We start from the raw sequence: 14,006 nt of genomic DNA, 5'->3' as shown, positions 1-14,006 counted from the left end.
ACATAAACCAACTCGAACAATGATAACGGATTGTAACCGTCAGTCCTACTTAGTTCAAACTGAAAACTCAAGGTGTTTTTCACATTAATCCTTTACCGAACTCCCACTATCTTCGACTCGCTGAAAAAGTAATTAATGGTACTCGTCCTCTTTATCGTCGTATTTTATCTGCTTTAAAAATACCATAACCAAGGACTCGTTGCAACATCATTAATAGGTTTTAATGCCAAGATAAATAGCTAGTAAAATGGCTAAAATTCCGACACCATACTTCATAATATTAGATGGAATGTGACGTACAATTGCTGGTCCAATGTAGCCACCAATGATTAGTCCAATGGTTAAAGTAATTAAAACGGGCCAGTTAATTTGAATCGTAAAAATAAAGATAATAGCTGAAATCCAATTCATGACCAAGGACATCACATTTCGAATTGCATTATCAACCGCATATGATTCGTTAAGAGCTCGAAGCAAAATGGCCATGATGAGGATACCACCACCGGCTCCGAAGTAGCCTAGGTACATTCCTACTACCGTTAATGCAATTGCTGTTAGTGCTTTCCCCCACAGACTAAGGTGAGTCTCCGTCTGCTGTTTCTTACTCTTGGGCCACATAATTAATAGTCCCGAAAGCATAATAACCACGGGAGCAATGTCAGCAAAACTTTTATTGGAACTCTTGAGTAGGATTAGCGACCCAATCGCTGATCCAAGTCCAGCAAAGATAACTACTTTAAGGATTGTCTTTCCCCGACCCTTAAGTTCCCTTTGTGACGATGCTACCGCACTCATATTGCTAAAAGCAAAACCGACGATGTTAGTCACACTTGCTACGATGGGAGACAGTCCAGCGGCTAGCATGGACGGATAAGAAATTACACTAGCTAGACCAACAGCAGTTCCCATAATTCCACTGAAGATTCCTGCAATAATCAACAAAACATACTTTAAAATCAAACTTTCCATTTCTCCTTATTCTATTAATAAGTTTTAATCCCTAAACAAATTGCTAATACTACCGCACCAATTCCAACTCCATACTTCATAATCTTAGATGGAATATGACGCACAATCGACGGACCAATGTAGCCACCAACCAGAAGCCCAATTGTAATCGCAATTAAAGCCACCCAGTTAATTGGCATCGTAAACATGAAGATCACAGCTGAAATCCAGTTCAAAATTAACGAAACAAAGTTCCGAATGGCATTACAGATAGCATATGGTTGGTTGACGGCTCGAAGTAAAATCGCAATGAGCATTACTCCACCACCAGCTCCGAAGTAACCTAGGTACATCCCAACCAGTACCAAAGCAATTGCTGTGATGATCTTTCCAAACCATGTCATGTGGGTCTCAGTCAGTTGCCGTTGACTTTTTGGCAATAACATCAAAATTCCTGAAATCATAATGATGATTGGAGCCACATTTTCAAAACTTTTGTTGGAACTATTAAGCAGGATGAGGGAACCAATGATCGTCCCGATCCCAGCAAAGACAATCACCTTCATGATGATCTTACTCTGTCCTTTTAGTTCCTTTTGAGATGCCAAAATGGCACTAGAATCACTAAACGCAAACCCAACGGTGTTGGTTACGTTCGCTACAATGGGAGCAAAACCAGCAAGTAACATTGCCGGATAAGCAACTAAACTAGCTAATCCAACTGTACTTTCTAGTACCCCACTGATAACTCCTGCCACCACTAAAAAAATTAATTTCAACATTATGTTTTCCTCATACTTTTAAAAATAGGCCTGATAAGCTAAGAAGGCCGCCAGAATGATGGCACCAATTGCAACCGAATATTTCATAATGGCTGATGGGATGACTCGTACAATGATTGGTCCGATATACCCACCGATAAATAGACCAACGGCAAGAACAACCAAGGCACTCCAACTAATCGGCGTCGTGAAAATAAAAATGAGCGCTGAAACAGCATTCATGGTTAATGTCGATACATTTCGGACCGCATTACAGATGGCATAAGGAGCATCAATGATTCGAATCAAAATCGCTGCCATTAAAACTCCACCGCCAGCACCAAAATAACCAACGTAAATCCCGACCACTACAATGGCAATGGCCGCAATCGCACTAGCAGTTTTGGAAACACTCTCATGAACGTAAGCGGACTGCTTCTTTGGAATGAGCATTAACACACCTGAAAGTAAAATGACAAACGGAGCTACATCTTGAAAACTCTTATTGGAACTATGTAACAAGATAATCGATCCAATAATAGCACCAATTACCGCAAACGCCATGACGTGCAAGGTAACCGAACCTTGTCCCTTTAGTTCTCGTTTTGATGAAAGGACGGCACTCGTTCCACTAAAAATGATTCCAACTGTGATCGTGACGTTAGCCATAATTGGTGGCAACCCTACAAACAAAAGGGCTGGATACAAAATCACACTTGCCATTCCAACTACACTGCTCAATGTCCCAGCAATCACACTAGCAATTAAGAGAAAAATCCCATTAAATAACAATTAAAGAACCAACTTTCCAATTAAAATCGTTAACTACTTACTTAATGTTAACACTAATTGGCTTCTCCATTATCAAATCACGTTGTGAACTTCTACCAAGTTGGAAAACATGATCACTAATTTGCTTAAATCCCATTTTTTGGTAAAACTTTAAACCACCATCATTGTGTTCCCATACACCCAACCAAATTTTGGGCTTGCCGTAGGCTTGTGCTCTTTGAACGGCTAGGTTCATCAATTCCGTTCCTAAGCCGTGACGCTTAAAGTTCTTTTTCAGATAAATTCGTTGAACTTCCAAGTAATCGTCACCCATCTTCTCCGATTGAGCGCTTCCTACGTTTAATTTCAAGTAACCCGCTAGCTGACCATCAATGTAAGCAAAGTAAAATTCGGAATTTGGATTCGCAATCTCTTGTTGTAATGTTTCGGTATCATATGCATTATCCAAATACTGGTCCAGATTCTCCGGCTTGTTCTCAGCACCAAATGTATCCGCAAACGTCTCACGACTAATATTCTGAAGTTCATTAACATCATTGATTGTGACTTTTCTAACTTTATTCATTTCCTTGCCTCCATTAAGATTTTAGTTAATATTTTAACTAAATTTGCTGGACGTGCAACCATTACCGTTTCCATCAGACAAATAAAGTTGATTAAGCGCTTTCATAAGCATAAAATAGATTTAAGCAATAAATAAGAACACAGGAGGAATTCACAATGACATTCAATAACGTTGTAGTTGTCGGTGGAGGAACTTTAGGATCACAAATTGCCTTCATGTCAGCTTTTCATGGAAAAAATACTACTATCTGGGGCCGCTCTGACGGATCACTAGATCGTGCCAAGGCTCGAGTTGCTCGTTGGGAAGAAGCCGTAAAAAAAGATATCGGTGCTACTGATCAACAAGTTAAAGATGCCGAAGCACATCTTCATTACACCACTGATTTAAAGGCCGCTCTTAAGGGCGCCGACTTAGTAGTCGAAGCTCTTTCTGAAGACCCAGATGTTAAAAATGATTTTTACAAGAAGTTCAGTGATTTAGCTGATCCTGACACCGTCATCGTTACCAACACATCGACCTTACTCCCATCAGAGTTTGCTGATGCAACTGGTCGCCCAGAAAAATACTTGGGTTATCACTTCGCTAACTCCATCTGGAAGAACAACACCGCTGAGATCATGTCCCAGTCAAAGACTAGTAAAGAACTTCCAAAGGAAATGGAACAATTTTCACGCGAAATCGGAATGGTCCCCATCTTAGTCAACAAGGAACAACCGGGTTACCTCTTAAATTCACTCTTAGTACCCTTCTTGTCAGATGCCCTCGTTCTCTGGAACAACGGCGTTTCTGATCCTGAAACCATTGACCGAGCATGGATGATCGGAACCGGTGCCCCACTTGGTCCATTCGCTATCATGGATAGCATTGGAATGAAGACCATGTACGACATTACCAAGATGTCAACTAATCCAGAAGTTAAGAAGGCCTCCGAAAAGTTCAAGACAATGATTGACCAAGGTAAGATCGGTCGAGAATCAGGCAAGGGATTCTACACCTATCCTGATCCAGACTTTAAAAAGCCTGAATTTCTCAAATAATTAATAATTAGACACAAAAAAAGTTCGCCAATCGGCGAACTTTTTATTTTGCGTATTTTATTTTATAGATGATTCAAAGTTTCAGAACCTAAGGTTGGGAACAATGGAATCAAGTCACTCATCTTTTCAGGTGAGATATGGTACTCAATAAATGGAGCTAAGATGCTAATCACATTATCAGCTTCAGAACTGATTTCAGTTGCACCTACCAGGTAACCTTGCTTATCGGTAACAGCAATGGTCTTACCTTTGTTTTCTTGCATAGCAAATCTGAACCAATCAGTCGAGAGATCTGATTCTTTAACATCATACTTGTCGGGGTTAGCTTTAGCTTCATCAACACTAACACCAATTTCAGCGATTCGTGGTGAAGCAAAGACGGCACTTGGAACAGCAGGATATTCGATTGGGTCAGTAGTTGCACCAGTAAATAACTTGGTCAAGTACATTGATTCATAGATGGCAGTTGGAGTTAACTTACCAACCTTCTTGTCAAGAACATCACCGGCAGCATAGATACTGTCAACTGAAGTTTGAAGGTGATCGTCAACTTTGATTCCGTTCTTGTCGTAATCAACGCCAACTTCTTTAAGGCCAAAGCCTTCAACGTTTGGATCACGTCCAGTTGCATCAAGAATCCAATCAGCATCGTAGTCATCTTTGTTAGTCTTAACAACAAAGCTGTCACCAGATTTTTCAATTGATTCTGGATTTACGTCACGAACAACTTGAACACCTTGAGCTTCAAGATCTTTAAGTAAGTCTTCAACAAATGGTTGGTAGAACTTTCTTAAAGCTTTGTCATGGTGCAATAAGATCGTAACTTTAGTGCCAGCATTAGCAGCGATGGTTGCAAATTCAATCGCAATGTATCCACCACCGATAACTGTCATGCGGTCTGGTTGTTTTTCGAGGTTCAAGAAATCAGTTCCATCATTTGCTAAATCAGCACCAGGAATATCAATCTTGTGGTAATGAGCACCAGTGGCTACAACAAGCTTGTCAGCGGTATATTTAGTACCATTAACTTCGATTGTATGTGCATCAACAATTTTTCCATATCCATGGATAACGTCAATTCCAACACTCTTTAAGCCTTGTTCAATTCCACCAGGTAATTGACTGATAACTTCTTTTTCATGCTTAACGTTGTCTGCCCAATTAATCTTAGGAGTACCATCTAAGCCATGACCTTGAAAGTTATCAACGTCTTTTTTCATCTTAACTGGGAAGTCTAAGGCAATCTTAGCGTTACAACCTCTGTTAGGGCAGGTTCCACCAATTTTGCCAACTTCAATAATGCCAGCTTTTTTACCCTTTAAGGCCAGTGGAATAGCACCGTTAAAAGCACCGTGTCCGCTTCCTAAATACAATACATCAAATTGATAATTGTTTTCACTCATACTTAACACCTCGTCTTTTCAGTTTTGTACAACTAAACTTTATACAATTATTATTATAGTTCTATAATATTACTTGTCAAGATTAGTCATCTACAAAACATTCTAATGCCTCTTTCCCGATAATGAAAACAATTAGAATTGCGGCGACTGAATCGATCCACCAGATATGAAAGAAATAATTAATTAGAACTCCAACCAAAACTGTCCCAGCTAGATAGGCACAGGTCACACTACACATGGCATCCTGAATTAGAGCATCCGAACCAATCACTTTTCCAATCCAGTATTTGGCATAGGCAATGAATGGCATGATAATTAGTGACATGATTGAAATGACCATCCCCATCAGACTGGAATCAGCCCCTTCATGCTGAAACAAATTGTATCCAGAAGTAATCAAGATGTAGCCACATAAAAGTAATAAAATAATACTCACAATTTTGGTTGAAATCCGATCTAACAGATTAATATCCATCTTGGATCCATCAAATTCGACGCCTAATCGCACTAACAACACTATTCCAGCCACAATTTCCATTAAACTGTCAAGACCAAACGCGATCAATACTACCGAATGAGCATCAATCCCGGCTTTAAATCCAACCGAGAATTCTACTATCATCCAAGCAATTGCTACTAGTTCCACAATAATACCATATCCAACCACCCTTTTAGTTTCCATGTTTTACTCCTCTTACCACGTGATCGGAATGAGCTAGACCCTCGTTTACGATATCCATAATGTGTGGGTCATCAAGCTCATAGTAAATTGACTTGCCATCCCGGACATTACTAACCAATTGGTGCTTTTTGAGCATGGCCAATTGATGTGAAGCTGCCGACTGTTCAATTTTAAGTTCATCACTGATTTGACCAACATTCATGGGGTGATCTTCTAATAATACCAACATCTGGATCCGGGTTGGATTACTTAATAACTTAAATAACTCGTGAACTTCAGCTAATTTTTTCGTACTAATCTTATTATTCATGATTCCTCCCACATATGTATTTTATATCATATGAAAATAATATCATATGTATTCCAATAAAAAAGACCTCTCGGCTCATCTTAATTAGTCTTTGATACCATGGTCTTTAAAAATGACTTGATTAATGGCGTGATCAATATCCCCAAAATCAGAAAAAGCTTGGTTGATTGCATCATTAATGGTAACTTCATCTGAAATCTTAGCTAGTGCATCTTTAACAATTGATCGTTTTAATTCAATCTTGTACATTTCAACGTTTGGAGTACTGGGATACTTTTCAAAGTATTTATCCAACCGGCCCTCAACGATGTTATTCAATTCTTCATTGTTCATCCTAATCGCCTCACGTTTATTTATAATATCATTATATTACTAATTTAAACTACTGGTTATCTAAAATGTTATCAATCGTCCGTAAAACTCCATCATGTCGATTATCAAACTCAGTCACATGGCCAGCGTTATCTTTAGCTTCCACAATTCCATTTTTCATGGCATAACTATTGGGCGTTAACCGAAGCATCCCTAGGTCATTCTCGTTATCACCAAAGGTTACCACTTCTTCCGGGTTAGCATCATATTTTTTCATCAGATAACGAACCCCGGTTGCTTTATCAACTCCCCGAGTCCCAATTAAGTCTGTGTTAAATCCTGAGTTTAGACTTTCTAGTCCATTAGGAAGCATTTGTCGCATTTCGTGGACTTTCCGCATGACATTCTCGCCTTGTTTGAAGGTCACTCCGACTTTAACTAGTTGATCATTCGTGCTGACACTGGAAATATCAGCTAAGTCATCGACACGAACGGTATTACTGTAGTATTGCTTCATTAACTGATACATTTTCTCAGGTAATTTTTTGTCAACGTAAGTATGCTTAAGTCCTGAAACATTAACACCCACAATGTCAGGGCCAAAATCATCATACAACATTTTCAAAGTTTGCTTAATTTGGTCATCACTTAATGATTCAGCATGAACTAGGTCACTCCCACGGTAAATCACGGAACCATTTTGCGAAATAAAATCCATCTGATCTTGATAATCAATAAACAGGTTTTGTAATTTATCGTTTGGACCCCCACTGGCAACGGCAAAATTAACGTTTTGCTGTTTCATTTTTTGAAACGTCTTCGCAAACTTGATTTCGTCATAACGATTAGCTTCGTTTAAGAACGTTTTATTCATATCAGTCACAATTAATTTAATCAAAATTATCACCCCACCTGTTTAGTCCAATTATATCAATTTGTTAATGGAATGAAAAAAGTTAATGCCCTGATAGCATTAACTTTTAACTAAATTAACTATTTGCGGGGTGCCACGCAGGTTCCCTCAGGAACTGCAAAATCTTTTTGCACCATCGTTAATTTACCCGTTTCAGGATTACGTTCGTATAAAGTAGCGTTATTAGTATTTTGATTAACCACAATCAGAAATGATTGATCGGAATTAAAATTAAAATCACGGGGAAACTCACCTTCAGTTGAAATAATCTGGATACGTTCCAAATCCCCATCATCTAAAATCTTAAAGACGGCAATGGAATCGTGGCCTCGATTAGACACATATACATACTTATCATCGTTTGAAACCCGGATAGCAGCTCCACCATTTTGATCCTTATAATCATCTGGGATAGTCTTAACCACTTGTTGAACGGTAAAGATCCCGGCTTCTTCGTTGTAATCCAAGACGGCAATCTTGCTACTTAATTCTCCAATCAAGTATGCCTTACCCGCTGACTCAACAAAGGCAATGTGACGAGGTCCAAATCCAGGTGAGAGTTGAACTTCACTAACTGGGGTGATTTCACCCTCATCAGAAACATCATCTAGATAGACCCGGTCCAATCCCAAGTCACAAATCACGAGTCGATCATCAGGAGTCAGATCAGCATAATGTGGATGAGGACCACTTTGTTGCTCTGGAAGAGGACCAGTCATCCCATCGTCATGAATTCGTTGGGATTCCTTAACCGTTCCGTCGGCTTCAATGTGATATGCAATGACATTACCAGTATGATAGTTAGCAGTATAAACCATCTTTCGTCCTTCATCGACGGTAATGTAAGCTGGAGAAGGACCCACTTCAATGTCTTCTTGCATCAATTTAGCTGGCATCGTACTTCCATCAAATACAGCTAAACCGCCACGAGTCTCAGATTCATCCTGATTTCGATCAATGGCATAAATTTTATGATCATTTGATTCAACAACGTAGGTTGGGCAGCTGATCTTGGCGATCAACTGGGCGTTCTCTAATTGTTTTTGATCGGTATCTAATTCAATTTGATAAACACCCTTACTTGTCTTTTGGGTATAAGTTCCAATTAAAAATTTTTCAGTCATTACTAACGCCTCCAAATATTATCCACACTTATTATGCCATATTTGCCCTTTGGTGATAACAAAAACCAACGATTTAATTCACAAAAGTTAACTTGCTAGCCGATGTGATTTTCCTTTAGGATCATCTGAACTTCTTGGTCCATTTCTGGCGTTCGTTTCCACTCCTCAAAGTGATCAAAATTCTCCGCTGGCATTTCATAGTTTTGATTAATGTAATTTTCATAATTAATCACGTGAACTGAATGTGGGATATTCAACTGTAGAATACGGACCTGTTTAATCATCTTCCGTTCAGCCGCAAGTTCAGCCCGTCCATTTTGAACCATATTACTGATTTCGAGGTACTTCGTTCCATCTAACCGGGTAATTTCTTCAATTAAGGTAAACGTTTCATGACTTTTCATTGCCATTTAAATCATCCTCCTAAACAAAAATGCTATTATTCGGTTGAATAATAGCAAAATTTTTATCGTTGTCCCCAAGCATGCTTTTCTAGTTGCTTATACTCGTGCTTGGTAACCATCACTGACTTACCGTCTTTCTTTTGGTAACGCATCCTCTTACTTGGATTAACAATATAGCTTGGGTGTCTTACTACTGCCATTGTTGGATGTCCCGACACGTTAACCAAGCAGAAGAAAACCATCGCAAATAAAACAACCCACGTCAGGATCTTAGCGGTCCATGGCATCTTCTCCTGCATCACTTCACTATAAAAACGTTTGTGAATGGTTTTAGCAGGATTATGATCTTGGGGATGTGACTCAGCGTATTCCTGAGTAATTTCTTTTTGATACTTATCAATATCAAAGTTCTTTTGAATCGTTTTTTCTTTTTTCTGAAATTGTTTCTTTTCTTTTTTACTTAAAGATTTAAACCATTTGATAAACTTCTGGTATTCAGAAACAACCTCTTCCATTGGTCCAATCTTACGAAGCTTACCGTAGTTAATCCATGCTACTCGGTCACACAATAACCGAACCTGTTTCAGAGAATGGGAAACAAAGATGATGGTCTTGCCCTCTTCTTTGAACTGATCAATCTTATCAACACACTTCTGATAGAAGGTGTCATCACCAACGGATAGCGCCTCATCAATGATTAAAATGTCTGGTTTAATGTGAACTGCAATCGAAAATCCCAACCGTGAGCGCATTCCACTCGAATAGTCTTTCACGGGTTGATCAACAAAGTCTCCAATGTCGGCGAAGGCAATGATGTCATCCATCATGTCATCAATCTGTCGATTGGTAAGTCCCTGCATTAAAGATTTCATTCGAATGTTTTCCCGACCAGTTAGATTCTTTCTTAAACCAGCGTTAATCGCAACAATTGAAGTATCGCCCCGAACATCAACCTGTCCAGTGGTTTGGGGAATGATTCCCGAAATGATGTTTGAAATGGTTGATTTTCCTGAACCATTTACTCCAATGATTCCCAATGCCTCACCTGGTTGAACGGTAAAAGAAATTCCCATCAAAGACCAGAAGTGGTGAATTTTATTCTTCTTTGATAATGAAAAAAATGATTTTAATTTGTCAGATTGAGTCTTGAACATGTCATACTCTTTAGTGACATTTTGTACTTTGATTTTATAATTTTCTTCAGCCATGGTTTACTTCCTAAATTTCAAAATTACAACTGACACGATAATAAAATAATACGAGAAAAACACCCAAATGTAAAGGTATGGTCAAAGTGTAAATAGTTTCATTTAATACTATTTACAAAAAAGAAGGAGTTGCCAACAAGCAACCCCTTTATTTTAAAATTATTCAACTGTAACACTTTTAGCAAGATTTCGGGGACGATCAACGTTCAATCCTTTATTCAGACTAGTGTAGTAAGCAATCAATTGAGCTGGAATAACACTTAACAGTGGTGTTAACAATTCATCAACATCGGGAATGACGAACGTATCACCATCCTGAGCTAGACTCTGACGGACAATTGTAAGTGCATTGGCACCACGTGCAGCGGTCTCTTCCAAATTGCTGCGGGTTAATCCTGCCGTCTTCTTCTGCGTAATGATACCGATCACAGGCGTTCCCTTTTCAATCAATGCAATCGTTCCATGCTTCAATTCACCAGAAGCAAATCCTTCGGCATGAACATACGAAATTTCCTTTAACTTTAAGGCAGCTTCAAGGGAAACGGTGTAATCAACGCCCCGTCCGATGTAGAAAGCCTGTTTAGCATTGACAAAGTACTTTTTAGCAATTTCATCAATCTTATCTTTTTCCTCAACGATGGATTGCATCCCGGTAGCTACCAATCCTAGTTGACGACCTAGGTCGAAATCTTTGGCAACTTGACGATTACCACGCATTCCCACTGCCTTAGCCAAGATAGCTTGAATGGCAATTTGAGCAGTATAAGCCTTAGTGGAAGCCACTGAAATTTCAGGACCAGCATTAAGCAGCATTGTATACGTTGCTTCACGTGATAACGTTGAATTAGCAACGTTAGTGATCGTTAAGCTTGGAAAATGCTGTTTGTTAACGTTCACTAGAACCTCACGACTATCAGCCGTTTCCCCACTCTGAGTTAGGAAAATAAAGAATGGCTTCTTAGGAAGAAGTGGTTCTTCATAGGCAAACTCAGAAGAAACGTGTACTTCAGTTGGAATCCCAGTGTACTTTTCCATCAATTCTTTTCCAACCAGACCAGCGTGATAACTAGTACCAGCACCAACGATATAGATACGATCAGAATCAAGAATGTTATCCATTAAACCACAACCGACGTTCATGTTTCCATCCGCGTCAAAGTATTTTTTAACTAATTTTCTCATCACGTTGGGTTGTTCATCAATTTCTTTAAGCATGTAGTAAGGATATGTACCCTTATCAGAAGCACTTGGATCAATAGTAACCTTGAACTGATTCCGCTTAGCGGGCTTCCGCTTTTCATCTAAGACGGTTACACTATCTGGTTTAACGATGGCAACGTCTCCATCAACAACTTCCAAGAAGGTGTCGGTGACATCTAACATGGCAATGGAATCAGAACATACCACGTTGAAGCCATCACACAAACCGATCAACATTGGACTCTTGTTTTTAGCGGCATACAAAGTATCGGGATCATCTCGATCCATTAAAATGAAAGCATAAGAAGAATTCTTAAGTAGCGAAAGCATCTTAATGAAAGCATCCTTCGTAGTCATTCCATCTTCAGTGACAAACTTATCAACCAACTGAACGGCCACCTCAGTATCGGTTTGACTGTGAAACTTAACGTTTGGTAAGTATTCTTTCTTCAATTGTTCATAGTTTTCGATCACACCATTATGAACTAAGTAGAAACGGTCATCGTCTGAAAACTGTGGATGAGCATTATCGATGTTAACGCCACCGTGAGTAGCCCATCGTGTGTGTCCAATTCCAGCTGTACCCTGAACTTCTGGTCCAATCTTTTTCTTTAAATCGTCGATACTTCCAGTGGTTTTCACTAAGTAATCTTTGTGGTCCTTACTATCCACAAAGATTCCCGCTGAATCATATCCTCGATATTGTAATTTTTCTAATCCATTAACTAAAATGGATGTTGCATTCTTATTTCCTGTAACTCCAACGATTCCGCACATGGGAATGACCTCTCTTTAAAATTGGTATAGATGTATTTAAACTTTATTTATATACTTAACATCTTTGATGATAATGGTTTCACAAGTGTTTGTCAAACATAAGTTGAAATTGGTATAGCACTGATAAAGAAAAATTTAACGTAAATTTAAACATAATAAAAGAGTTAACTCTCGTTAACTCTTTTATTGACTAATCATTAAATTATTCAATTCCCATATCATCTCTAACGACGTCAGCAATTTCATTAGCATACTTATCGCTTTCTTCTTGAGTAGGCGCTTCAACCATTACTCGGAGCAATGGTTCAGTCCCACTAGGGCGAACTAACACTCGTCCGTTCCCGTTCATTTCATTTTCAACTTTCTCAATTGCTTTCTTAACGTCATCGTGATCCATGGCATGTTTCTTATCAGAAACTTTCACGTTCACTAGACTTTGCGGATACTTCTTTACTTCATCAGCTAGTTCGGAAAGTGGTTTACCCGTATCTTTCATGATGTGCATTAGTTGTAAACTAGTTAACATTCCATCTCCAGTGGTATTGAAGTCCAGGAAGACAACGTGTCCAGACTGTTCACCACCAAGGTTATAACCGTTAGCCTTCATTGCTTCAACGACGTAACGATCACCAACTTTGGTTTTGACACTGTTCAAACCGTTAGCTTCCATGGCTTTATACATTCCCAGATTACTCATCACCGTCGTCACAATCGTATCATGCTTTAAACGACCATTGGCATCCATGTACTTTCCACAGATATACATAATCTTGTCACCATCGACAATATTACCCTTTTCGTCAACCGCAATACAACGATCACCATCACCGTCAAAGGCAATCCCAAGTTGTGAACCATTTTCAACTACCATTTTTTGCAATTGTTCTGGATGAGTGGAACCAACGTGATCATTAATGTTTAATCCATTAGGTGAGGTGGCCATGGTTTTGAAATCAAGCCCAAGGTCAGCGTACAAACGTGGAACTAAATTACTAGTAGCACCATTAGCAGCATCAACTGAAACTTTAATCCCGCTTAATTCATCTGGAATTGTCTGAGACAAGAAGTGAAGGTACTTCTGGGAAGCCTCACTATATTCAGTCGCAGTTCCCAATCCTTTAGCTGAAGGGCGAGGAAGATCATCTTGATCACTTTCAAGAATTTTCTCAATGTCCGCTTCAATGTCATCAGATAACTTATATCCATCACCACCAAAGAACTTAATGCCGTTAAATTCAGCTGGATTATGCGAGGCCGTAATCATGACTCCCGCATCAGCGCTCTGATCACGCACCAAGTATGCAACCCCAGGAGTTGTGATAACTCCAAGCTGGACAACTTCAATGCCAACGGATAACATTCCGGCTACTAATGCATCTTCCAACATTTGACCAGAAATGCGAGTGTCCCTTGCGACCAAAACACGTGGTTGATGATCAGTCACACTATGCTTAGTTAAAGCATATCCACCAGCTCGTCCAGCGCGAAAAGCTAATTCAGGAGTTAGCTCTTTATTAGCCACTCCCCTAATTCCGTCTGTTCCAAAATATCTCATAAATACCTCACTTTG

15 protein-coding genes and 1 other annotated feature (1 of these 16 only partly in view) are annotated in these 14,006 nt (G+C 39.2%); of the genes, 1 reads left to right on the top strand and 14 read right to left on the bottom strand.

Annotated features, from left to right (window positions below):
• Window positions 1-164 (bottom strand) — a binding site (T-box leader) (it extends 44 nt beyond the left edge of the window).
• 46 nt (window positions 165-210) lie between these two features.
• From AC6UD2_RS05015 to AC6UD2_RS05000, 4 genes are read right to left on the bottom strand one after another with little or no spacing between them, the layout of a single operon-like run.
• The gene (locus AC6UD2_RS05015) at window positions 211-969 is read right to left on the bottom strand and encodes a sulfite exporter TauE/SafE family protein (RefSeq protein WP_225349320.1); all 759 of its coding nucleotides are present in this window, start codon (window positions 967-969) and stop codon (window positions 211-213) included.
• 14 nt (window positions 970-983) lie between these two features.
• Window positions 984-1,730 carry a sulfite exporter TauE/SafE family protein gene (locus tag AC6UD2_RS05010; protein WP_010021911.1) on the bottom strand — a complete coding sequence of 249 codons (747 nt, stop codon included), beginning with the start codon at window positions 1,728-1,730 and terminating at the stop codon, window positions 984-986.
• An 18-nt stretch (window positions 1,731-1,748) separates the two neighbouring features.
• Entirely contained in the window at window positions 1,749-2,501 is a 753-nt protein-coding gene (locus AC6UD2_RS05005) for a sulfite exporter TauE/SafE family protein (RefSeq protein ID WP_010021910.1), read from the bottom strand.
• Between the two features lie 37 nt (window positions 2,502-2,538).
• Window positions 2,539-3,066 (bottom strand): GNAT family N-acetyltransferase, encoded by a 528-nt coding sequence (locus tag AC6UD2_RS05000; protein ID WP_500698206.1) that lies wholly within the window; start codon window positions 3,064-3,066, stop codon window positions 2,539-2,541.
• Between the two features lie 155 nt (window positions 3,067-3,221).
• Between AC6UD2_RS05000 and AC6UD2_RS04995 the strand changes: the two genes are divergently transcribed.
• Entirely contained in the window at window positions 3,222-4,103 is an 882-nt protein-coding gene (locus AC6UD2_RS04995) for a 3-hydroxyacyl-CoA dehydrogenase (protein ID WP_500698205.1), read from the top strand.
• Between the two features lie 62 nt (window positions 4,104-4,165).
• On the opposite strand, the gene AC6UD2_RS04990 is transcribed toward AC6UD2_RS04995, so the two are convergent.
• The 10 genes from AC6UD2_RS04990 to glmM form a co-directional block, all read right to left on the bottom strand.
• A complete protein-coding gene (locus tag AC6UD2_RS04990; RefSeq protein ID WP_500698204.1) occupies window positions 4,166-5,506 on the bottom strand; it encodes a dihydrolipoyl dehydrogenase family protein in 1,341 nt (446 codons plus the stop codon).
• An 82-nt stretch (window positions 5,507-5,588) separates the two neighbouring features.
• On the bottom strand, window positions 5,589-6,188 hold the full coding sequence (locus AC6UD2_RS04985) for a cation efflux transmembrane domain-containing protein (protein WP_500698203.1): 600 nt from the start codon (window positions 6,186-6,188) through the stop codon (window positions 5,589-5,591).
• Window positions 6,178-6,498, bottom strand: coding sequence for an ArsR/SmtB family transcription factor (locus AC6UD2_RS04980; protein ID WP_039144410.1), 321 nt, complete (start codon window positions 6,496-6,498; stop codon window positions 6,178-6,180). Before AC6UD2_RS04980 ends, AC6UD2_RS04985 begins: the two co-directional genes overlap by 11 nt.
• Before the next feature lie 84 nt (window positions 6,499-6,582).
• Window positions 6,583-6,831, bottom strand: a complete 249-nt coding sequence (locus tag AC6UD2_RS04975; protein ID WP_500698202.1) for a hypothetical protein — start codon at window positions 6,829-6,831, stop codon at window positions 6,583-6,585.
• Between the two features lie 49 nt (window positions 6,832-6,880).
• Window positions 6,881-7,708: an HAD-IIB family hydrolase gene (locus AC6UD2_RS04970; protein ID WP_500698201.1), complete on the bottom strand. Its 828-nt coding sequence runs from the start codon at window positions 7,706-7,708 to the stop codon at window positions 6,881-6,883.
• 95 nt (window positions 7,709-7,803) lie between these two features.
• Window positions 7,804-8,847, bottom strand: coding sequence for a lactonase family protein (locus AC6UD2_RS04965; RefSeq protein ID WP_500698200.1), 1,044 nt, complete (start codon window positions 8,845-8,847; stop codon window positions 7,804-7,806).
• A gap of 95 nt (window positions 8,848-8,942) precedes the next feature.
• Entirely contained in the window at window positions 8,943-9,257 is a 315-nt protein-coding gene (locus AC6UD2_RS04960) for a hypothetical protein (RefSeq protein WP_010021900.1), read from the bottom strand.
• 56 nt (window positions 9,258-9,313) lie between these two features.
• On the bottom strand, window positions 9,314-10,459 hold the full coding sequence (locus tag AC6UD2_RS04955) for an ABC transporter ATP-binding protein (protein ID WP_500698199.1): 1,146 nt from the start codon (window positions 10,457-10,459) through the stop codon (window positions 9,314-9,316).
• Window positions 10,460-10,618: 159 nt separating this feature from the next.
• Window positions 10,619-12,436 (bottom strand): glutamine--fructose-6-phosphate transaminase (isomerizing), encoded by a 1,818-nt coding sequence (glmS, locus tag AC6UD2_RS04950; RefSeq protein WP_010021894.1) that lies wholly within the window; start codon window positions 12,434-12,436, stop codon window positions 10,619-10,621.
• Between the two features lie 202 nt (window positions 12,437-12,638).
• Window positions 12,639-13,991: a phosphoglucosamine mutase gene (glmM, locus tag AC6UD2_RS04945; RefSeq protein WP_500698198.1), complete on the bottom strand. Its 1,353-nt coding sequence runs from the start codon at window positions 13,989-13,991 to the stop codon at window positions 12,639-12,641.
• Window positions 13,992-14,006 lie beyond the last annotated feature (15 nt).

Source organism: Fructilactobacillus sp. X2R5C2, from assembly GCF_059901375.1.
The sequence above is the reverse complement of the archived record's forward strand: the minus strand, read 5'-3'. Positions and strand labels throughout refer to the sequence as shown.

Bases quoted from the DNA above. Each gene is read 5' to 3' on its own strand.
- AC6UD2_RS05015 (WP_225349320.1), bottom strand. From the start codon at position 969: ATGGAAAGTTTGATTTTAAAGTATGTTTTGTTGATTATTGCAGGAATC.
- AC6UD2_RS05010 (WP_010021911.1), bottom strand. From the start codon at position 1,730: ATGTTGAAATTAATTTTTTTAGTGGTGGCAGGAGTTATCAGTGGGGTA.
- AC6UD2_RS05000 (WP_500698206.1), bottom strand. From the start codon at position 3,066: ATGAATAAAGTTAGAAAAGTCACAATCAATGATGTTAATGAACTTCAG.
- AC6UD2_RS04995 (WP_500698205.1), top strand. From the start codon at position 3,222: ATGACATTCAATAACGTTGTAGTTGTCGGTGGAGGAACTTTAGGATCA.
- AC6UD2_RS04990 (WP_500698204.1), bottom strand. From the start codon at position 5,506: ATGAGTGAAAACAATTATCAATTTGATGTATTGTATTTAGGAAGCGGA.
- AC6UD2_RS04985 (WP_500698203.1), bottom strand. From the start codon at position 6,188: ATGGAAACTAAAAGGGTGGTTGGATATGGTATTATTGTGGAACTAGTA.
- AC6UD2_RS04980 (WP_039144410.1), bottom strand. From the start codon at position 6,498: ATGAATAATAAGATTAGTACGAAAAAATTAGCTGAAGTTCACGAGTTA.
- AC6UD2_RS04975 (WP_500698202.1), bottom strand. From the start codon at position 6,831: ATGAACAATGAAGAATTGAATAACATCGTTGAGGGCCGGTTGGATAAA.
- AC6UD2_RS04965 (WP_500698200.1), bottom strand. From the start codon at position 8,847: ATGACTGAAAAATTTTTAATTGGAACTTATACCCAAAAGACAAGTAAG.
- AC6UD2_RS04960 (WP_010021900.1), bottom strand. From the start codon at position 9,257: ATGGCAATGAAAAGTCATGAAACGTTTACCTTAATTGAAGAAATTACC.
- AC6UD2_RS04955 (WP_500698199.1), bottom strand. From the start codon at position 10,459: ATGGCTGAAGAAAATTATAAAATCAAAGTACAAAATGTCACTAAAGAG.
- glmS (WP_010021894.1), bottom strand. From the start codon at position 12,436: ATGTGCGGAATCGTTGGAGTTACAGGAAATAAGAATGCAACATCCATT.
- glmM (WP_500698198.1), bottom strand. From the start codon at position 13,991: ATGAGATATTTTGGAACAGACGGAATTAGGGGAGTGGCTAATAAAGAG.